17 protein-coding genes and 1 tRNA gene are annotated in these 19,632 nt (G+C 68.8%); 10 read left to right on the top strand and 8 right to left on the bottom strand.

Going from position 1 to position 19,632, the window contains the following annotated elements:
* Positions 1–19: 19 nt before the first annotated feature.
* The gene (locus tag ABD978_RS17675) at positions 20–616 is read right to left on the bottom strand and encodes a sigma-70 family RNA polymerase sigma factor (protein WP_425550723.1); all 597 of its coding nucleotides are present in this window, start codon (positions 614–616) and stop codon (positions 20–22) included.
* Positions 617–1,242: 626 nt separating this feature from the next.
* Here ABD978_RS17675 and ABD978_RS17670 point away from each other — a divergent pair.
* Positions 1,243–3,651 (top strand): ATP-binding SpoIIE family protein phosphatase, encoded by a 2,409-nt coding sequence (locus ABD978_RS17670; protein WP_345354918.1) that lies wholly within the window; start codon positions 1,243–1,245, stop codon positions 3,649–3,651.
* A 24-nt stretch (positions 3,652–3,675) separates the two neighbouring features.
* Here ABD978_RS17670 and ABD978_RS17665 read toward each other — a convergent pair whose 3' ends face one another.
* The 3 genes from ABD978_RS17665 to ABD978_RS17655 form a co-directional block, all read right to left on the bottom strand.
* On the bottom strand, positions 3,676–4,350 hold the full coding sequence (locus ABD978_RS17665; RefSeq protein ID WP_345354916.1) for a lysophospholipid acyltransferase family protein: 675 nt from the start codon (positions 4,348–4,350) through the stop codon (positions 3,676–3,678).
* 63 nt (positions 4,351–4,413) lie between these two features.
* The gene (locus tag ABD978_RS17660) at positions 4,414–5,397 is read right to left on the bottom strand and encodes a GNAT family N-acetyltransferase (protein WP_345354914.1); all 984 of its coding nucleotides are present in this window, start codon (positions 5,395–5,397) and stop codon (positions 4,414–4,416) included.
* A gap of 216 nt (positions 5,398–5,613) precedes the next feature.
* Positions 5,614–6,261 (bottom strand): class I SAM-dependent methyltransferase, encoded by a 648-nt coding sequence (locus ABD978_RS17655; RefSeq protein WP_345354912.1) that lies wholly within the window; start codon positions 6,259–6,261, stop codon positions 5,614–5,616.
* A gap of 131 nt (positions 6,262–6,392) precedes the next feature.
* Between ABD978_RS17655 and ABD978_RS17650 the strand changes: the two genes are divergently transcribed.
* Complete coding sequence (locus tag ABD978_RS17650; protein ID WP_345354910.1) at positions 6,393–6,899, top strand: NUDIX hydrolase; 507 nt, start codon at positions 6,393–6,395, stop codon at positions 6,897–6,899.
* 235 nt (positions 6,900–7,134) lie between these two features.
* Here the strand turns inward: ABD978_RS17650 and ABD978_RS17645 are convergent, their stop codons facing one another.
* Positions 7,135–8,949: a serine/threonine-protein kinase gene (locus ABD978_RS17645; protein WP_345354907.1), complete on the bottom strand. Its 1,815-nt coding sequence runs from the start codon at positions 8,947–8,949 to the stop codon at positions 7,135–7,137.
* A 266-nt stretch (positions 8,950–9,215) separates the two neighbouring features.
* Here ABD978_RS17645 and ABD978_RS17640 point away from each other — a divergent pair, with 266 nt between their 5' ends.
* Complete coding sequence (locus tag ABD978_RS17640; protein WP_345354905.1) at positions 9,216–9,815, top strand: SMI1/KNR4 family protein; 600 nt, start codon at positions 9,216–9,218, stop codon at positions 9,813–9,815.
* A 73-nt stretch (positions 9,816–9,888) separates the two neighbouring features.
* Here ABD978_RS17640 and ABD978_RS17635 read toward each other — a convergent pair whose 3' ends face one another.
* The 3 genes from ABD978_RS17635 to tnpA all read right to left on the bottom strand — a co-directional run bounded on the left by ABD978_RS17635 (position 9,889) and on the right by tnpA (position 11,843).
* Complete coding sequence (locus tag ABD978_RS17635; RefSeq protein ID WP_345354903.1) at positions 9,889–10,863, bottom strand: NAD-dependent epimerase/dehydratase family protein; 975 nt, start codon at positions 10,861–10,863, stop codon at positions 9,889–9,891.
* The gene (locus tag ABD978_RS17630) at positions 10,860–11,297 is read right to left on the bottom strand and encodes a MerR family transcriptional regulator (RefSeq protein ID WP_345354901.1); all 438 of its coding nucleotides are present in this window, start codon (positions 11,295–11,297) and stop codon (positions 10,860–10,862) included. Before ABD978_RS17630 ends, ABD978_RS17635 begins: the two co-directional genes overlap by 4 nt.
* 117 nt (positions 11,298–11,414) lie before the next feature.
* A complete protein-coding gene (gene tnpA, locus ABD978_RS17625; RefSeq protein WP_345354899.1) occupies positions 11,415–11,843 on the bottom strand; it encodes an IS200/IS605 family transposase in 429 nt (142 codons plus the stop codon).
* 25 nt (positions 11,844–11,868) lie between these two features.
* On the opposite strand from tnpA, the gene ABD978_RS17620 reads away from it, so the two are divergent.
* From ABD978_RS17620 to ABD978_RS17590, 7 genes are all read left to right on the top strand, one after another.
* Complete coding sequence (locus ABD978_RS17620; protein ID WP_345354897.1) at positions 11,869–13,152, top strand: RNA-guided endonuclease InsQ/TnpB family protein; 1,284 nt, start codon at positions 11,869–11,871, stop codon at positions 13,150–13,152.
* A 204-nt stretch (positions 13,153–13,356) separates the two neighbouring features.
* Positions 13,357–13,653: a hypothetical protein gene (locus ABD978_RS17615; protein WP_345354895.1), complete on the top strand. Its 297-nt coding sequence runs from the start codon at positions 13,357–13,359 to the stop codon at positions 13,651–13,653.
* 107 nt (positions 13,654–13,760) lie between these two features.
* The gene (locus ABD978_RS17610; protein ID WP_345354893.1) at positions 13,761–14,321 is read left to right on the top strand and encodes a DinB family protein; all 561 of its coding nucleotides are present in this window, start codon (positions 13,761–13,763) and stop codon (positions 14,319–14,321) included.
* Positions 14,322–14,820: 499 nt separating this feature from the next.
* The gene (locus tag ABD978_RS17605; protein ID WP_345354891.1) at positions 14,821–15,405 is read left to right on the top strand and encodes a hypothetical protein; all 585 of its coding nucleotides are present in this window, start codon (positions 14,821–14,823) and stop codon (positions 15,403–15,405) included.
* Positions 15,406–15,436: 31 nt separating this feature from the next.
* Positions 15,437–16,021 carry a hypothetical protein gene (locus ABD978_RS17600; RefSeq protein ID WP_345354889.1) on the top strand — a complete coding sequence of 195 codons (585 nt, stop codon included), beginning with the start codon at positions 15,437–15,439 and terminating at the stop codon, positions 16,019–16,021.
* Between the two features lie 1,526 nt (positions 16,022–17,547).
* Entirely contained in the window at positions 17,548–18,801 is a 1,254-nt protein-coding gene (locus tag ABD978_RS17595) for an MFS transporter (protein WP_345354887.1), read from the top strand.
* A gap of 699 nt (positions 18,802–19,500) precedes the next feature.
* Positions 19,501–19,573 (top strand) — tRNA-Arg (locus ABD978_RS17590).
* Positions 19,574–19,632 lie beyond the last annotated feature (59 nt).

Raw genomic sequence — 19,632 nt, 5'->3', positions numbered from 1 at the left:
CCCGGGTGGGCCGGCCGGGTCAGGCGGCGCGGACCACGGCGACGCGCGGCGCGTACTGCTTGAGCTGTTCGCGCAGCTGACGGCGGCCGCGGTGCAGCCGGGACATCACCGTGCCGATGGGGGTGCCCATCATCTCGGCGATCTCCTTGTAGGGGTAGCCCTCGACGTCGGCGAGGTAGACGGCCGTGCGGAACTCGACCGGCAGGTCGCGCAGCGCCTTGATCACGTCGGAGTCGGGCAGGCGGTCGAGCGCCTCGTGCTCGGCCGAGCGCAGGCCGGTGGACGTGTGCGACTCGGCTCGGGCGAGCTGCCAGTCCTCGATCTCCTCGGTCGCGGCGCGCTGCGGCTCGCGCTGCTTCTTGCGGTAGGTGTTGATGAAGTTGTTGGTCAGGATGCGGTGCATCCAGGCCTTGAGGTTCGTGCCCTCTTTGAACTGGTGGAAGTTCACGTAGGCCTTCGCGAGGGTCTCCTGGACCAGGTCCTCGGCGTCGGCCGGGTTGCGCGTCATTCGCACCGCGCTGGCGTACAGCGGGTCGATGAGCGGCGTGACGTCGCGCTCGTATCGCTCGACGTCCTGGCGGGCATCGCTCGCCACAGTCGTCATTTGCTGCTCCATAGAAGTGCTGACCTGGACGGATGTCCTCGGTCGGGGGAGCTCCCCGCGGCTGTGCGGGGCCGGTTCGAAGGCGCCGGACACGGACGATCTCCGTGCAGCTTTCGGCTATGTGTGCCCGCCAGGGGAGCGGCGGGCCGGATCGCCGATGCGCCACCGACGACTGTGTCGGCTCGACCGGCGAAGAGGCTCGGCGCCTCTCATACGGGCGCCTACCGGAGTCGTCAGTTTAACGCAAGTTCGACACGCTGCGAAATGAGCTTCGTCACACTCTGTGTCCACATGGGGCTCTCTCCTCCGTCGCTCCGCTGGGCCGCGGACCGGCCCTGGCTGGACGAAAAGGGTGGTTACCCCTTTTTCGCCGGACACAACGTGCTTCATGCGCGGCCTGCGGGAAACCACAGGGCGTGGCCGCGCGATCGACCCATGGCCCCGTGAGCACGTCCTGCGGTGGTGGGCGCTGCCATGGGCGGCGATGGCCTGGTTCGGTCACCGGACGTGCCGACGCCTTCGCTGAGCGACGTAATCGCGTCGAAACGCAGCGCAGTCGGGCAACCGGTTGTAACGTCGGTCACATCGCGGGTCGGGGGGCCGTGCGCCTGCATCCTCGCTGGAGAGGGGGATCATCCGTGGTCACTCGGCAACGCCCCGCCACGCGCCTCGCAGCCGCCGGTGCGCCACCCCGGCTGCTCGACCGCCACCTGCTCGGGATCACCCCGATGGCCGTCGTCCTGCTCGACGAGCTCGGCCGCGTGACCCGCTGGAACCCCGCCGCCGAGGAGGTCTTCGGCGCCCCGTACGACGCGGTGGCCGGCCGCCCGCTGCGCACGCTGCTGCGTCTGCCGCAGGAGCACCGGTCGGCGTTCGAGTTCGGCGACCGCCGGCTGCGCCACGTCTGGACCGGGGTGTGCCTGGTCTCGCGTCTGGACGACGGCGCCGTGCGGGAGATCGCCTGGTGGGTGTATCCGCTGACCGGCCCGGGCGACGCCCGGGGACTGGCCGTGGCCGCCGACGCGCAGCGCATCAAGGAGCACGGCCACGGCCTCGCGCTCGGCGACGTCCTCATCACGCCCCCGCCGCCGGCCCCGCTCACCGCCACGAGCGGCGTCCGGATCCTTCGCGTCGAGCCCACCCTCGTGCAGTCGTCCGCCGTCGACTCCGCGCTGCTCCGGCGCCGGCTCGCCGAGCTGCTGCCGCCGGACCTCGACCACCGCGAGATCGGCGATCAGGTCCTCGCCCGCGGCTATCCGGCCGTGAACGTCAGCGTGACCGTGCGCCTGCCGTTCGCCGGTCACCGCGACACGGCGCCACGGCTCGGCCGCGTTCGCCCGACCGCTCCGGCGCCGTACGACCCGCCGCCCCACCAGCCGCTGGAGCACCTGGCGGCCCAGGAACGCCTGGACTTCCTCAACGACGTCGGCGCCCGCCTCGCCGACACGCTCGACCCGGTGCAGACCGCCGACGCCCTGTGCGACGCGCTCGTGCCCTCGTTCGCCGACTTCGCCGGCGTTCAGCTGCTCGAGTCGATCGTCACCGGCCAGGAGCTGCCCCCGCCGGAGGCGGACGCCTCGCCCAGCGTCGTACGCGTGGCCATGCGGTACGACGAGGAGGAGGGCCACTGGGACGATCTCGTCCCCCTGGGCGAGGTGATCCGGATGCCGTCCAGGATGCCGCTCGCCGACGACCTGACCACCGGGCAGAGCGTCAACGTCCCCCGGGTCAGCGAGCGCGTGAGCCGCCGCATCTCCTCCCGCATCGGCGGCCGTGACCTGCGGCCCCTGCTGCGCGGCCGGGCGCTGCTGATCACGCCGCTCATCGCGCGCGGCAAGATCTTAGGCACGATCGTCCTGCTGCGCCGACGCGACCGGCCGCCTTTCGGCGAGCGGGAGGTGGCCGTGGCGGAGGAGCTGGGCCGCCGGGCCGCGGTGTGCGTCGACAACGGCCGTCTCTACCGCCGCGAGAAGCGCGTGGCGGCGCAGTTGCAGCACAGCATGCTGCCCGACGCTCCGCCCGTCGTCGCCGGCGCGCGGATCTGCTACCGCTACGTTCCCGCCGACGAGGCCGTACGGGTCGGCGGCGACTGGTTCGACGCGATCCCGCTGCCCGGCAGCAGGCTCGCCCTCGTCGTCGGCGACGTCATGGGCCACGGCCTGACCTCCGCCGCCATCATGGGACAGCTCCGCACCGCCGTACGCACGCTCGCCCCGCAGGACCTCCCGCCCGACCAGCTGCTCCGCCAGCTCGACGACCTCGCCCGGCGGCTCGGCGACGAGTGCCTGGCGACCTGCGTCTACGCCGTGTACGACCCGGTGGCCCGGCGCTGCGAGATCGCCAACGCCGGGCACCTGCCGCCCGTACTGGTCTCCCCGTCCGGCGAGTCCTGGCTGCTGGAGGTCCCGCCCGGCGCCCCGATCGGCGTGGGCGGCGTCCCGTTCGAGACGGTCTGCTTCGACGTCGAGGACGGCAGCCAGTTCGTCGTGTGCACCGACGGCCTGGTCGAACGCCGCGGCCGGCCCCTCGACGTCGGGCTCACCGCGCTGCGGGACTTCCTCTCCGGTCCGCCGCGGCCGCTGGAGGACGTCTGCGAGACGCTCATCGAGGGCTTCGGCACGGCGGGCCGGTACGACGACGACATCGCCCTGCTGGCCGTGCGCTTCGAGGGCATCCCGAAGGAGGACGTCTTCTCCTGGAACCTCAGGGCGGAGCCGGCCGTGGTCCGCGAGACCCGCCGCCTCGCCCGCCAGGCCCTGCGGACCTGGGACCTGCCCGCCCTGGTACCCACCGTCGAGCTCCTGGTCAGCGAGCTGGTGACCAACGCCATCGTGCACGGCGCGGGCGATCTCGGGCTGCGCCTGATCCGGGCGAACTCCCTGCTCTGCGAGGTCCGCGACGACGGCTACGACCTGCCGCACCTGCGCCGGGCCGAGACCACCGACGAGAACGGCCGGGGCCTGCAGCTCGTCAGCGCCCTCGCCGAGCACTGGGGCACCCAGCGCACCCCGACCGGCAAGGTCGTCTGGTTCGAACACCCCCTGTGAGGAGGGAAAGGCGGAGCCCCGCGGTCAGGCCTGGGTCTGCTTGGACCGCTCGTTGTACACGCCCGCGTACTCCTGGCGCGACAGCTTCTCGATCTCCTTCATGATCTCGTCCACCATCGCGCGGCGGCCCTTGGCCGGCGGCATGTCCGCGAACGCGGTGTAGTCGATCGGCTTGCCGAACTTCACGCCCGGCCGGTGCAGCCGGGGAATCGGGATCTTCGCGCCGACCGGCATGATCTTCTCAGTGCCCTTCACCGCCACCGGCACGACGCTCGCCTGGGCGTTCAGCGCGAGCCAGCCCACACCCGTGTGCCCGCGGTAGAGCCGGCCGTCCTCGGAGCGGGTGCCCTCCGGGTAGATCGCGAAGGCGCTGCCGTTGTTCAGGACGCCGAGCGCGATGTCCAGCGCGGCCACGGCGGCGCGCTGCTCCGTACGCGGCACGGGGATGTGCCCCATCGCGTCCAGGAACGCGCCGAGGATCCGCGCCACGCCCTTGCCCTCGAAGTACTCGGCCTTGGCGATGAACGTGACCCGGCGCGGCACGACGAGCGGAATCAGCACGCTGTCCACGAACGACAGGTGGTTGCTGGCCAGGATGATCGCGCCATCCTCCGGGACGTTCTCCAGCCCCACGACCACCGGCCGGAACAGGATCCGGAGCAGCGGGCGGACCACCCGGTACATGAACCAGTACAGCAACTCTGCCTCCTCGACTCTCCGTCACTGTAGACCCGCCGAGGCCAGGGAACCGCCAACGTCCGTCTAGTGGATCATCCTCGGGTCGCACTGGTACTGCCGGGTCTGCCGCAGCGGCCGGAACCCCAGCCGTTCGTTGACCGCGAGCATGTGGGCGTTGTCCTCGGCGTTGTCGGTCTCGATCTCCAGCACGGCGGGCCACTCCGCGCGAAGCCACTCGAGCATGGCCGCCTTCACCCACAGCCCGAGCCCCCGTCCGCGGTGCCCGGACACGACGGCGGTGTCGTACTGGATCGCCCGCGTACCGTCACCGACCGGGATCATCAGCTCGGTGAAGCCCGCGATCGTCTTCTCGTGCAGCGCGGCCACCGTCAGCAGCGTGTCGCCGCGCTTCTCGACGACCTCGGCCATGTCCCGTACCCGGTCGGTGTCCCAGGTGGTCGTGCCGTAGTTCATCTTCCCCGCCGGGATGTCGCCCATCGTGCTCTTGGCCTCGGCGAACGCCTCCGCCAGGTCGTCCGGAACCATCCCGAGCCAGCGGGTCAGGCGGTACCCCGGGTGCTCGGTCCCGACGATGTCCTCGACGCCGCGCGCCTCCGCGACGTTCAGCAGCAACAGGCTGAGGGACAGCGCGCAGAGGAAGCCGTTCGCCTCCAGGAAGGCCGCGCCCGACGTCCGCGAGGACGCCTCCACCACGAGTGTGCGGCGCTGCTCGTCCCGGGCGGCCCGCGCGACCGTCCGCAGCAGGGTCGTTCCGACGCCCCGGCGGCGGTGCTCGGGATGGACGTGCAGGGTGAACTCCCCGAGATGGCGCCGGCCCGTCCCCTCGAACAGCCGGAGCCGCGCCACGCCGGTCACGGTGCGGTCCGCGCGGGCGACCCAGAGCAGATGGCGGCTGCTCAGCCCGGACGTGGTCACCTGGCCGTGCACCTGATCGAGCGTCGGCGCCGGTTCACCGGGGAAATCGTGGGCGACCGACGCCGCGACGACCTCGTGCCACGCGGCGACGTCGGCGTCGGAGACGTCGCGCAGTCGCTGAACCTTGTCCAAGGACGCTCCTCGATCGTTGGACCGTTTCCCTGAACAAGGACCGTACGCGCCCTAGACCGACCACGTCTCTGATTCCGAACAGCCGCCCAGAGCCGGTACCGCATCGAAATCCGCAGGCGTCCGACCTGGCCTTCCACCCCGCCCGCAATGCGATTCATGTCGTATATGTCGCATCGCTCGAGCCGATTCCCCCGCCGGCCGCCCCCCGTCCTCGCGTCACCGTTTACGGCTCAGGAACTGCACTCCCCGCGACCGGTTGCCGTTCATCGTGGTGACGTCGATCCGGCGTTCGTCCACCGGTTCGAAATCCGACAGCAGGGCGCGCAGCCCGGCGAGGTCGTGATGCCGGCACACCGCGCCGTCACCGGTGGCGAACACCCCGTACGGCGCGTCGAAGCGCCGCGCGTAGGCGGCATAGCGGTCCCGGTTCCGCTGGTCGTCCTGCAGGAGCACGTCGCTGACATAGAGCAGCCCGCCGGGCGCCAGGACGCGGCTCAGCTCGGCGACGAGCGCCCGCTGAGCGCCGTCGTCCGGAACGCACGTGAGCACCGCGAACAACAGGACGAGGTCGAAGCCCGCCGACGGGTACCCCAGCGCCGGCGGCGCCTCCAGCACCGCGAAGCGCAGGTCCGGCCGTGACCGGCGGCCGCGCGCGATGAGAGCGGGGGACAGGTCCACGCCGGACACGTCGGTGAAGCCGTGCTCGCTCAGCTCGGCCATGACGCGGCCATACCCACAGCCGTAGTCCAGGACCCGCGCGTCCCGGCTCACCCCTGCCAGCCAGCCGAGATCCACCGGGTGCGTGAACGTCTTGGTGGCCCCGACCCCGTCCCAGTAGGCGACCTGACGCCCGAGATCCTCCATGCCGGCTCAGCCTAACGACCGCCTCCACCCTCGCCATGCCCGCTCCATGCACGGTGGCGATCACGAAGATCCAAAGCGTTGAACCGCCGTGATCTCCCGGTGCGGGCCGGGAGACGCGCACCATGGAACGCATGGACCGAGCCCTGGCCCTGGATGAGAGGACGGGGAACGCGCTGACCGCGTTCCTGCCCGCCGCGCGGGTCGCCGGCGTACCCGACGACGCGCCGATGCCCGCGGCGCTGGTCGCGGTCTGGTGCGGCCCGCGAGTGCTCCTGGTCTTCGACCGCTTCCGGCGGCAGTGGGAACTGCCGGGCGGGGGAATCGACCCCGGAGAAACACCCCTCCAGGCGGCCGTACGGGAACTGCGTGAGGAGAGCGGCCTGCACCTGACCTCCCTCACCCTCGCCGGGTACGCGCGGTTCCGGCTCACCGCACCGCCGCGCCGCGAATACGCCGCCCTCTACACCGTCCGTACCGAAGAGCTCCATCGGGACTTCGTCCCGAACCGGGAGATCAGCGCCATCCGCTGGTGGGACACGACCGGTCCTCCTCCCACCGACACCCAGATCATCGACGCGACCCTGGCTCAGTGGTCGCGGGGGTCCGCGCCGCCGGTGGCCTCGGATGAGGGTTCCTGATCCGCGGTCTCCGCCACGGATGGAATGCTCCGGTCCGGGGCGGCGGGCGCGCCGACGGCGATGCGCGCGCCGATGTCGCCGGCGGCGGCGTGGAAGCCGTCGAGGGGGATGAGCCGGCTCGGCCCGAGCGAGGGGTGCAGGACGCCGGGCGGGAAGAAGGCGCCGTGGCACCGAAGGCAGACGCGATCAATCGATCAAAACCGTACGCCCGTGATGCCGGAGCGGAGCCGTCGGGTCAGCGGCAGGTCGCCGTCACCGTGCCGGCGACCTCCGTCCGGTGCTCGGGGTAGTCGTCGTAGATCTGCAGGTCGATCACGCCGTTTTTGGTGGGCCCGAACGTGACCGTTAGCGCCTTGCCGCGATTGGCCGATTGGTTCGCCCGCACATTGCCGCCGATGCGATGCCCGTCGGTGTGCTTACCGGGGATCGTGTCCCACGCCTGATAGGTGACGATGCTCGCGTCGACGACGCTGGAATTCGGAATGTCGACCCGGAACACGCAGGTCTTGCCGACTCCGGGATGGAAGACCCAGTTGGCCCCGTCACTACTGTCGGTCGTTCGGTGGATCAGCGCGTTCCCGCAGCCGCCGGTCCCGGTGCCGGCCAGGGGCGTCCACGAGCCGCTGGTGTCCATCGCGACCGCGTCGCCCGTCGAGCAGGACGGGCCGGAGGCCGCGGTCCAGGCCCGCGGCGACGCCACCGGCGTACTGCGGTGCCCGCCGCCCGCCCGGTGGCCGGATCCGGACCCGCCGGTGAAGGTCGCCGTGACGGCGGCGGTCGCGGCCACGACGACGAGCAGCGCGGCGCCCAGCCGGAGGCGTACGGACGCGGCGCGGCGACCGGCCGCCTTTCCGAGCAGGGCGGCGATGTCGTCGATGGAACGCTTGGCCCAAGCGTCGACGGACGCCGGCAACCAGTCCATGCGGAGCCGCTGACCGGAGCAGGCGTCGATGATCTGTTCGGGGGTCGGACGGCGTCCGGGCTCCTTGTCCAGGCACCGGGTGATGAGAGCGCGCAGCCGGTCGTCGTGGCAGTCGAGGGCGGCCGGATCGGGCTCGGTGTGGATGATGCGGTACAGCACCTCGCCGGTCGTGCCGTCGCCGAAGGGCAGCACCCCGGTGGCGGCGTAGGCGAGCACGGAGCCGAGGGAGAAGACGTCGGAGGCGGCCGTGTATGGGCGGCCGTCGGCCTGCTCGGGGGCCATGAAGGGGATCGTGCCCACCTGCGCGCCGGTCTGCGTCATCCGCGTGCCGTCGGCGGCCTGCGCCACCCCGAAGTCGATGACCTTGGGACCGGTGGGCTCCAGGAGCACGTTCGCCGGTTTGAGATCCCGGTGGAGGATGCCGGCGGCGTGGATCTGCTCCAGCGCCTCGGCGATGCCCGCCGCCAGCCTGAGCACCGTCGCCGGTGGCAGTGGCCCCTCGAAGCCGACGACCTCGCCGAGCGAAGGGCCCGGGATGTACGCGGTGGCCATCCAGGGCGGGTCCGCCTCCGGCGCGGCATCGATGACGGCCGGTGTGTACGGGCTGTCGACCCGGCGCACGGCGGCGATCTCCGCCACGAACCGTCGCCGGAAGTGCGGGTCCTCGGCGAGGTGGGGGCGTACGACCTTGACCGCGACCGGGCGTCCGGACTTGGACTCGCCCAGGTAGACCTGGCCCATCGCGCCTCCGCCCAGGCGCCCCAGCAGCCGGAAGGGCCCGACCTTCGCCGGGTCCGAACGAGCCAACGGCAGCACCGACGCGGGAAGTTCGTCCTCCGGCGTCCGTGGATCCCCCGTCTCGTCCTGCGTCGTCCGCGGACCCTGAGCCTCGTCGTGCGACACCTCCGGACCGGCGGTGTCCGCCGCGGGCGGGCCGGCGTCGGTGATCATGTCCGGGTGGGCGGTCTGCAGCAGGGTGTGCAGGCTCGTCCAGCGCTCCCGCCACTCGTCGACGTCTCCGCCGCACGCCGTCACGAAGGCGGCGGTGACGTCCCACGTCGGCAGGCGATATCCGGCCGCGGCGACCGAGAGGACCGACGGAGCGTAATGTGCCCGACGTGCCAGCACCCGATACGTGGGAGTCCCGGGCGCCTGGGCGCGCAATTCGCGAAGGCCCTCTGCGAATTCTCGAAGAGGCCCATCCGGTACCGGCGCTTCTCGTCTGCCCACCGCCACCTCGATCACTTCGCAGTACAGTCGGCGCAGCGACACTAATAATCCGGGACTCGACCGGTCAAACCCTGTAAGGCCGCTGTGGGCGAATATTTTCCTCAGCGACGGATTCTCGCTGTTCTATTGCATGTACCGGCGTAGCGAGGTGCCACGATACGTCGATGGCACTTCATCCTGATCAGTCATGGAACCGGATCACGTCCTGGCTGCGGCAGCACGCGCCTGCCGCCTTGGCGACGGTCAACGCTCCCGCGACCGAGGCCGAGATCGCCGACGTTCGGGCCATGATGGGAATGCCGGTGCCCGACGACCTGATCGCCTGGTGGCGGCTCGCGAACGGCGTCTCGGCGTTCCCCGGACTGGCGCCGGTGCCGCTTTACACCCCACTCCCCATCGAGGAGGTCCTGCGTACGCGCGAGATGATGCTGTCGGTCCTGGGACCCGAGCCCTCTCCGCGCGTCACGGAGCTCCGGGGAGAGCCTGCCGGTACTCCGTACGGCATCGGTCTCTGGCTGCCCGAGTGGCTGCCGATCGCGAGTGACCACTGCGGATACCACCTGTTCGTCGACCTCCGCCATGGGCCGTCGCACGGTTGCGTCATGGAGTACGACAAGTACGAGGGAGTTCACGACGGCCCCCTGTGGCCCGGTACGGCCTCGATGCCGGAACAGGCGGCCGACGCGATCGTGAACGGCGGCGAGTTGCGACGTTCCCGGCCGCAGGCGACCGACGAGGGCATGCTCGAGTGGGTGGTGGGATGATCGAAGCCGGCGCGTTCCCGACGGATCGAAGGCGCCGGCCTTTTCCGGCATCCGCTGCTTCAGCAGGTGAGCGTCATTCTTCCTTCAGCAGGCCGAGGGCACGCAGGCTCTCGGCCGACTCCGCGATCGTCGTTTCGGCGGGGCGGGGACGCCAACCGAGCTCTTCGCGGGCCCGGTCGTTGTGGATGATCGGCCGCGGCGGGTCCTCCCCTGGAGCCTCCTGCGTGGGCACGCGCGCGGCGAGCGGGCCGAGCCGCCGGCGCAGGATCTCGGCCACCTCCAGGAAGCCGAGCGTCGGGCCGTCGGCGACGGCCAGGAAGCGCCTGCCCGCGGCCTCGGGCGCGGCCATCGCACGGATGTGCAGGTCGGCCACGTCGCGGACGTCGACGACGCCGAAGCGCCGGCGGGGCGCGACGCTCATCGTCCCGTCGAGCATCGCTTTGATCAGGTGCATCGAGGAACGCACGTCGGTCGTGAGGGCGGGGCCGAAGACGGCCGTCGGGTTGACGACGACGAGTTCGGTGCCGCCGCCGTCCCGCTCCATCAGGTCCCACGCGGCACGCTCGGCGATCGCCTTGGAACGCGGGTAGGGCGCCAGCCCGGGCGTGTCGGGATCGGTCCAATCGTCTTCGGTGAACTCGGCGCCCGGCTTGGGCGTGTATCCGACCGCGGCGAAGGACGAGGTGAGCACGACGCGCCGGGCGCCCGCGTCGCGCGCGGCACGCAGCACCCGCAGCGTGCCCTCGCGGGCCGGGACGATCAGCTCGTCGGGGTCCTCGGGCTGGGCGACCGGGATGGGCGAGGCGACGTGATGGACCTCCTCACAATCGGCCACCGCGGCGGACCAACCGTCGTCGGCCGTCAGATCCGCGGCGACGATCTCCAGGCCGGCGTCGTCGGCATCGCCGCGGCGCACCGCCGCGCGCAGCTCGGCCTCGCGGGCCGTCGTACGCACCGTGGTGCGCACCGCCCTCCCCGCCCGCAGCAGCGCGGCGATCAGCTGCGTTCCCACGTAGCCGGACCCACCGGTGACCAGAACCGGGCTCATCGCAGCACCTCCAAGCGACCGACCGCGTCCACCAGACGCTGTACCGCCGCGGCCTCCGCGGCGGCGTCACCCCGATCGCGGGCGTCCCACATCGCCGCCTTGACCCGCAGGTAGCCGAGCCGCGCGTGCTGCGCGGCGATCTCGGCCTCGACGCGCTCCGCGTGACGCAGCAGCAGATCACGCTGCTCGGCCGCCGCCGCCCGCCCGCGTGCACGGTTGGCCAGGTACGTGCGCATGTCCTCGATGCCCACCCCGACCGCGCGCAGACAGGACAGTGCCTCGAGGATGTCGAGGTCCTCGGGGCGGTAACGACGATGCCCGCTCTTCTCGTCGCGCTCGATCGGCCCGACCAGCCCGACATCTTCGTAGTAGCGCAGCGTCGGCTCACTCAGCCCACTGCGCCGGGACACGTCCTGGATGGTGAAGCTCGTCATGTGAGGCAGCAGAACATACTTCAACAGGCTTCTAGCGAGGAATCCCGGTCCTTCAGGGCCGGGAGGAATCGCTTCCGGTGTGTCACGGCGCGTTAGCGCCGCCGGGCGGGGCTGGTGCTAGTCGGGGCGTTTCTGCTGGTCGATGTACTCCTTGATGATCGATAGTGGGGCGCCGCCGCAGGAGGCGGCGAAGTAGGACGGGGACCAGAAGTGATCGCCCCACAGGTACTTGCGGATGTGGGCGGGGGACTCCTGGCGGAGGCGGCGGGCGGAGACGCCCTTCAGCGAGTTGACCAGGTTGGACAGGGCGACCTTGGGCGGGTAGTGCACGAGCAGGTGGACATGGTCGGTCTCGCCGTTGAACTCGGCGATCTCGGCGCCGAAGTCCTCACACACCTGGCGCATGATCTGTTCGCACCGCGTGAGGATCTCGCCGGTGAACACGTTCCGCCGATACTTGGGGACGAAGACCAGATGAGCGTGAAGGCTGTAGACAATGCTGCGGCCTCGACGAATATCAGGGTTCGGCTTCCACCGTGGCGACATGGACCAAGCGGGTAGCGTGTGGCTTGTGAAACTGGTGGTGCGGTTGAAGCTGCTGCCGTCGCCTGAGCAGGCGAGGGCGCTGGCGGCGACCCTGCACGCCTGTAACGCGGCCGCGAATCGGGTGTCGGCCAAGGCGTATGAGCACAGGGTGTTCTCCCGGGCCCGGCTGCAAAAACTTGCGTATGCCGAGCTGAAGGCGTCGGGGTTATCCGCGCAGCCGGCGTTGCATGTGATCCGTAAGACCGCTGACGCCTACACCGCGCTGCACGCCCTGATCGACGCCGGGCTGCTTGGCCCGGAAGGGTCCAAGCGGCGGCGCAGGGCCACCTCCAAGCCGATCGCGTTCCGCCCGGACGCCGCCCACCCGTTCGACGACCGCTGCCTCAGTTGGCGATACGACGCCCGGACGGTGTCGATCTGGACGACGGCGGGCCGGTTGCAGGGCATCTGCTTCACCGGCAAGCCGTCCCATCTGAAGACCTTGGCCGAGCATCGCAAGGGCGAAACCGATCTGGTCCTGCGGGACGGCACGTGGTTCCTGTATGCCACCTGTGAGATCGCGGAGGCCGAGCAGCGCGAGCCGGCCGATTGGATCGGCGTGGACCGGGGGATCGAGAATCTGGCCACCACCAGTGATGGGGATAACCATCAGGGTCAGGCGCTGAAGCGGTACCGGCGGGCGCAGGCGCGCCGGCGGGCCGAACTGCAGGCCAAGAAGGCGGCCGGATCCAGGTCGGCCGCGCGGCGGCTGGCCAAACGCAAACAGCGGGAGACCCGGCACGCCACCAACGAGAACCACAAGATCAGCAAGCAGATCGTGGCCGATGCCCAACGCACCGGACGCGGCATCGCCGTCGAGCAACTCGACGGGATCCGCGACCGGGTCCGGCTCAAGCGGCACCAGCGGGCCACGCTCTCGTCCTGGCCGTTCCACCAGCTCGGCACCTTCCTGCACTACAAGGCCCGCCGGGCCGGGGTGCCGTTCCTGGAGGTGGACGCGCACTACACCTCGCAGACGTGCCCTAACCCGTGGTGCGGGCACGTCTCCCGCAAAAACCGCCCCACCCGGGGCCGATTCCTGTGCGTCGCGTGCGGGCTCGCTGGCCTGGCCGACGACATCGCCGCCGTGAACATCCGCCAGCGGGCGCGCACGGCGTGGGCATTTGTCACCATGCCCGACCCCGATCCCGCGCCTTCCGGCCGGAACCGGGGTGATGCGCCCCCGGCACGACAGCCAGCCGCGACGGGGAGCGCGACAAGGCGTGATCACCGGGCCTCCAAGCTCGGTCGTTCACGGCCGAGAAGGTGACGCGCTTGAAGTCAACCGTGAGCTGATCAGCGGCCGGGAGAGCGCCGCCGCAACACGGCGACTTCAGGCTCCGCGACGTCGCGGCAGACGCCCTCTCTGCCCCGCCGCCCGATGCCTGAACGGCCTGGCTTCGCGTGCGGAGCCCGGCCGTTCTGTTCGCGTCCGCGGGCAAGCCCGAGACCTGGCAGGGTGACAATGGCCCCCATGGAAGGCCTTCACCCCGCAGTCCAGATCGAGCAGGTGGACACCACTGATGCCGATCTCCTGGCCGTCATCGTGCGATGCCTGGCGACCACACGGCTGGGCGCACACTTCCACGGCCTGAGCCGGCGCGGCCAAGCAGTCGACCTGACACTGACGGAGATCAGTCGCTATCCCCAGGTGAGGGTGACCGAGGTACACCCGCCTCACGGCGCTCGCCTCGTCTTCACCGGCGCAGGTGCGCAAGATCTTCAGCTCAAGGCCGGAGACATCTTCCGGGGCATCAACCCACCCACCTGACCAGGCAGCGGTCCCGATCACTCAAGGAGAACGAAGAGGCCTCCGGATCACTTCGAGTCGCGGATATTCGCTGGCGGGCCGGGTGCCCGGGGACCAGCATGGCCAGAGTGAGCGACGAACCCCAACGGTGGAGCCAGGCAACCGTCTACCCCGACATGTGGGTGAACCCGGATGAGGATCCCCGCGACAACACCGGAGTCAGTCCGGAAGGCGAACTGGCGACTCTGCAGGACTACCTGACGCACTACAGACTGACCCTGCTGATGAAATGCGAGGGTCTCAACGCGGAACAGCTGGCCCGTCGGTCGGTCCCGCCGTCGACCATGTCGCTGCTTGGCCTGCTCCGGCACCTCGCCGAGGTAGAGCGGGACTGGCGCGGCTGGATCCTGCCTGGCGGCCCCCCACCGAAGCTGTACGGCGAGGGCGACGCCGACTTCGACGGAGCGGTCGCCGAACAGGCGGTCGTCGACGCCGCATACGCCGACCTGGCCCGTGAACAGGCAACCACCGACGCCGTGCTGGCCGAGTATCCAGACCTGAGCGCGCGTCCGGGGAAGGACGCCATCGCCGTCCGGGAAGTGCTGGTGCACCGGATCGAGGAGTACGCCCGACACTGCGGCCACGCGGATCTGTTGCGGGAGTGCATCGACGGTCGCGTAGGCCAGTGAGGCGTTGAGTACGACGACACGGTGGCCGCAGGTCTGATCCGCGGGGGCTGGCGGGTGCTCCAGCTCGCGGGCCTGGGGGCGGCGGAGCCTCCAGCGGTGCGCTCGATCAGCCATTGACCCCCGCCATCTGCTAATGCCTTATGGAGGGGAGCGTGTCTCCGGAGATGGTTCGCCGCCAGGGAACCCAACGGTGTCACGGCTCGTCGAACGAGGTCGTACCCCTATGGCGTCCGATGATAGTTCTGCAGGAGTGACGCGAGTGACTGAGTCGATGACTACTCGAAAGATGTCCAAGGCAATGTGGACAGCATTGCCCTCTCCTGCAGTTTTCTTAGTCGGGTCGGGTATTCGACTCCACTATCAAGCCGGGCGCTGCTGATTTCGTTGATACACATTCCGCGTCACAACGTCGCCGGTTCAGAGTACCGAGCGTCACCGCCGATGACACCCGTCTTCGAGTAAGGCCGGTACGTCAACATGCCTATGAACGCAGTAGCGTATGGGTAAGTACGATGCGATCGAGAAGGGACTCTTCGAAGCCGCTGAGCCTTTCTTCAAGAAGTTCGGCGGAAAAGCGTCACGCGCTGCGGGTGACGCAGCCGAAAAGGCTCCGTTTAAAACAACCAAGCTGAAGGAAAGCTACCGGGGCGAGAATCAGCCCGGCGGGATCATAGGCCCCTGGGGTGACAGGATAGAAGTACGCTACCTCGATGATGTGGAGCGCAGAGATTACAAGCTCACGGTCGATGAGGACGGCTTGCTGCGAGACAGCAAGGGAAGGCCTTTCAATAGCTTAGCAGGTGAGAACCCTGATGCTCCCGGAGCTATATTTGTCATGGACGAACACGGCAACATCTACGCGTCCAACTTTGAAGAGTATGGCAAGTTCCACCATTCGAGCCTCCTCGGCGGTGAAGATGTGGCCGGCGCGGGAACACTCTCGGTCTCCGATGGTCGGGTTAATGCGATAAGCAACTCAAGTGGCCACTACAGGCCGAGCGCTGAACTCAATCAGCAGGTTGTTGATCACCTGCGCAGCCAGGGGGTAAGGATCGACGATGATATGATCGATTTCACATGGTGACCTGAACAGTGAGCAAGGAATGGCATAATCAATGCTATGGCGCGCCATCATCAACGGGATCCTGCACAACGTTCAGTTTTCGAGACAACTCGACGACGGGGCTGTCGAGCGTGTCGCGCAAAGGATCATAAAACGTCCCCAGTTCGACCTGACGCCGGAAGAAGAGTGCACGGCACTCACCGAAGCTTTGCGGTCAGGCGACCAATTGACCGGCGACATTCCGCTGCGCCACGACGAGTCGTCTGTACGTGAATTTCTGATCAAAGTCCAGAACCGTCTCGATGCCCTGCGGCCCTGGCCTGCCCCCCCTTACCTCTATGTAGACATCGCCAACTGGAACCGGTTCGATAGTGCACGGCCGATCGCCCGCATCCACCTCTGGTACATCGACGTGCAAGGGCGTCTGCAGCGGGGGTTCAGCAAGGTGGACGTTGGCCGTGAGGCCCTGTTGCTGCGGCTGAAGTCGGGCGCCGAGGTCGCCTTGGTAACGCCCTGGTGGATTGGCAGCGACGACATCGCCCTCATTACGATACCGTCCGCGCTTCCGCCGGAACACATATTGGCGGAGTTCAAGGCCGCCACCGGCTTTACCGACGACGAGGTAACCGCGCTCTGAGTCAAGTTAACACTGAACCTTTTCCATCACGCGCAGACCTTGTGATTCTGTAGGGCGTGAATGGCCTTGGCGAGGTGGTCCTGCGCGGTGTGGGCAGCATGGTTTGGTCAGAATCTTCAGTTCTTCGGCTGTGCGTGCGTGCGTGCGTTCGCCGGGGTGCAATTAGCGTGCAACTAGCAAGGGCGAACAGGGGTCACTCGCGGTCTGTCGCCACCCCAGGTCAGCAACGCCGAAGGCCGATCTCCATTTAATTCCCAAGCTGGTAGAGCAGGTTGATTACCACCACGCGGGCCTGACCGCAGATGGGGCGTGGTCCAGCGAGGATGCTGCGGTCTGGACACGTCGGTAGACCATAATCAGGCCCGTTCGTCGATAGCCGTCATCAGGTTGCGCGCAGCGTCAGCAACACAGACATCCGTGTCCCGCGTCAGGCGCTCAGCGACGTCTCTACCGCGAAGGACCGCTTCATGGGCGTGGAGTTCCCACTCCATCTTGGCTGCATCGCCGGCCGAAGACCTGCGACCAGCAGTCTCGGCAGCAGCCTTGCTCCACGCTTGGGTTTTCCAGATCTCCGATATCAGCGCCAAGATATTGTCACGGCAAGGCACTTGCTGAGCGTCCGCCAGTTCCCAGAGCAGCGGGACGACCGCTGCGGTCGCCTCTTCTACCGCCAGCCATCCCGGCAGACCCGAAACCGTAGATCATCCAACGCGAGGGCAGATTCCGCCTCGTCGCTCCACGCGACCCGGGCCAGCAGGGCCGGGACATCGGTCGCAGAACCCAATGAATGCCGTAGCCCCTGCCACGGGATCAACTTCACCCGCTTTAGCAGTCTTCCCATCCACACCATCAATCGCCCGAACTATGCCGTCATTCTGGATCTGCAGCCTACGGCGGCCGAGGCAGGCCGAGGTGGTCAGTGGAATCAAGAAGGTCCAGATCGTGTAGGTGCAAGGCGCGATCGGCGCCCGGAGTAGGCGTACCGAAGACCACCATAGAGAGAGCTGCCCCACGGGATATTCGCGGGATGATGACGCTGTCGGATGATGGACTACCGACGTCTGTCGAGGTCAGAGGGGGGTGAGGGCGAAAACGCCGACCTTCTGTAAATCCGTCACCGCTGGGGTCGGGGCTGGTCATCTTGATGTTTCTCATCGTTTCGTGCTTGATCGCGGTGTCATGTGCCCTCGATGTGCCCTGGGCTCCATGGTGCGGGCCGGACGGCCTCCAACCCCCTGCGATGGTGTCGAGCCTCGCAAGTTGCGCCGCGTGTCTGGCGCCCGCATACTGCGGTGTGTAAGAGCCGACCACGGAGGTACAGCGATAATTACCAAGGCCATCCACGTCGCCGCGTCATCCGCGCGATTCGCCTGAGCCTGGATCTTCTTCCACCCGCCCAGTCTGGAGCAACAGCCCATAGGAGAGGCTGAGCGCAGGCGTATACGGGTTGCTTCAGGGCCTTCGCGCGCGGGACGCCGCGGCTGCAGCGTTCGATCGTCGCAGCTCCGCGTGGAGGTCTTTTTTTCATGCCTGTTTTCTCCGGTGGCCGCCGTATCCCGGTGCACCCGGTTCGTCCTTCGTTTCGTGATCCGCGCTTCGCCCTCCTCTTGGTCGGCCAGTCGGCCGGCTGGGTCTGCAGCTGGGCGGCGTCCCTTGTCCTGTGGGGATTCGCCGCCTATCATTTCGGCGCCGCCCCGGCGGGCATCTCGCTCACGGCTCTGTGCTGGTCGGGTCCGCCCGTAGTGCTCACCGCGTTCACCGGCGGTCTAACCGACCGGTTCGGCCCGCGGACCATGCTGATCATCGGCTACACATGCTCCGCCGCCACGTCGCTGGGGATGTCCGTCTCGGGATCGCTGACGTCCCTGGACATCATGGCACTCGCCTGCGGCGCCGCCCGGTCACTGTGCAGCCCCGCCAGCAGTGCGCTCCCGACACGAATCGTCGAGTCCGATGACTTGCTCGCCGCTAACTCCCTCCTCGGCGTCACCGCCTCGATCGGGCAGGTAGCAGGGCCGCTAGCGGCCAGCGTCCTCATGGCCACCGCGGGATTCCGGATCGCGTTCACCGCCGACGCCATCATGTACCTGGTGGGCGCTCTGGTCCTCATCCCGCTTCCGGTTCTCCCGCTGCCAGAGGAGCCGCGGAACGCCGGGGCAATGGCCACCAGGCGTCCGGCGTATGGGCTGTCGTGGTTCCGCACCGCCACGGCGGGCACCGTCGCAGTAGCCCGGGAGCCGGGACTGCGCGCTATCGCGCTGGCCCGGATGGGGGTGATCTTCACGTCCGGGGCGTTTCTGGTCATCGAGCCGCTTTACACACGGCACGTGCTGCACCAGCCGTCGTCCCAGTTCGCACGGTTCGAGGCAGCGACCGGGATCGGAGCGGTCGTGACTGGGCTGCTGCTCCCGGTCATTCGCCGCCGAGTGCCGGAGACCCGGTCGCCAATGTGGCTCCTGACGGCAGGAGCGGTCAGCTGCGGGCTGGCGGCGGCGCTGTTCACGGGCACGCCGTGGGTTCTCGTTGCCTACCTCGGTGCGTTCGCCTGGGGTGTCTGCGGCACCGTGTTCTACGCGGTCGCGGCCACAACCTTGCAGCGGCTCGCCCCCGCGGGGAAATTGGGCCGGGTCTCGGGTGTGATCTCCACGGCCGAATCCACAACGGAGAGCCTCAGCATGCCGGTAGCGGGCGCACTCGTGGCCGTTGTCGGCCTCCAGCCGGGCGCGCTCCTCTTGGCAGCGGTAGCCGTCGCGGCCGGGGCGGTGTGCCTGCTGAGATAGCCGGAAACCCGACTACGCGCTCGTGCCCGGTCTCTACGCACTGCCGGGTATGAGCGCGCCACCCGCTGAAGGCTCCTGCGTCACCTGGGTCAACGAGTCGAAAACGGCGTAGTCGATTCCGACGGCACAGGGGCCGGAAGCGGTGACATGCGGCGGCTACGCGCCCGACAGAGCGCCGGATTCAACACGGGGGCGGCGGCTCGTACGCTTGCCCGCGATCGGGCGTGCTTCCCAACTCGCCCAGTTTAGCCTGATGGGAGCCGCCGCAGGGGTTCCCGTGTCAAATCCGGCACGGCCTGGTGACTTCATGGGGTTCAGCGGCCTGGCTCGTCTCGCCTTTCGCGCCAGCCGACCGGCGTTTCTGGCCAGGAGCGCGGGAGCCACAGGCGGGAGCGCGACCAGGCCGCCGAGTCGGCGGCGCGAGCGGCCCCTTGGGGCCGCCTTGATCCCGTGCAGAAAGGCTGCACGGAGCCCGGTGGTCCGAGTTGATGCCAGTCGCGGTCGGCGAAGTCAGGCTGCGGTGCCTGGCCGTCGTCGGCCTGGTCGCGGAGGCCTCACAGCCCGCATGGCACCCCGTATCCTGGACGTCGACGTTGACGGCGCCGGAGGCGGGCGATCGGGGGAAGGGCAATATCTGTGCAATGATCGCAGCGTGCAGCGGACAGCCCAGCGGCTCCGCTAGGCTCTGACCAGCGTCAAGCCCTCGTAGCTCAGGGGATAGAGCAACGGTTTCCTAAACCGTGTGCCGCAGGTTCGAATCCTGCCGGGGGCACCCACCTGATCAAGGAAAACCCCGGCTGACCAGCACCAACACAGGTCGCCGGGGTTTCG

It is taken from the genome of Actinoallomurus liliacearum (assembly GCF_039542035.1).
In the GTDB taxonomy this organism is placed as follows: domain Bacteria; phylum Actinomycetota; class Actinomycetes; order Streptosporangiales; family Streptosporangiaceae; genus Actinoallomurus; species Actinoallomurus liliacearum.
This window is presented reverse-complemented; position numbering and strand designations above follow the sequence as displayed.

What these genes read in the sequence shown, in the direction of transcription:
- ABD978_RS17675 (WP_425550723.1), bottom strand. Translation starts at nt 616, where the DNA reads ATGGAGCAGCAAATGACGACTGTGGCGAGCGATGCCCGCCAGGACGTC.
- ABD978_RS17655 (WP_345354912.1), bottom strand. Translation starts at nt 6,261, where the DNA reads ATGGAGGATCTCGGGCGTCAGGTCGCCTACTGGGACGGGGTCGGGGCC.
- ABD978_RS17650 (WP_345354910.1), top strand. Translation starts at nt 6,393, where the DNA reads ATGGACCGAGCCCTGGCCCTGGATGAGAGGACGGGGAACGCGCTGACC.
- ABD978_RS17640 (WP_345354905.1), top strand. Translation starts at nt 9,216, where the DNA reads ATGGCACTTCATCCTGATCAGTCATGGAACCGGATCACGTCCTGGCTG.
- ABD978_RS17635 (WP_345354903.1), bottom strand. Translation starts at nt 10,863, where the DNA reads ATGAGCCCGGTTCTGGTCACCGGTGGGTCCGGCTACGTGGGAACGCAG.
- ABD978_RS17630 (WP_345354901.1), bottom strand. Translation starts at nt 11,297, where the DNA reads ATGACGAGCTTCACCATCCAGGACGTGTCCCGGCGCAGTGGGCTGAGT.
- tnpA (WP_345354899.1), bottom strand. Translation starts at nt 11,843, where the DNA reads ATGTCGCCACGGTGGAAGCCGAACCCTGATATTCGTCGAGGCCGCAGC.
- ABD978_RS17615 (WP_345354895.1), top strand. Translation starts at nt 13,357, where the DNA reads ATGGAAGGCCTTCACCCCGCAGTCCAGATCGAGCAGGTGGACACCACT.
- ABD978_RS17605 (WP_345354891.1), top strand. Translation starts at nt 14,821, where the DNA reads ATGGGTAAGTACGATGCGATCGAGAAGGGACTCTTCGAAGCCGCTGAG.
- ABD978_RS17600 (WP_345354889.1), top strand. Translation starts at nt 15,437, where the DNA reads ATGCTATGGCGCGCCATCATCAACGGGATCCTGCACAACGTTCAGTTT.
- ABD978_RS17595 (WP_345354887.1), top strand. Translation starts at nt 17,548, where the DNA reads ATGCCTGTTTTCTCCGGTGGCCGCCGTATCCCGGTGCACCCGGTTCGT.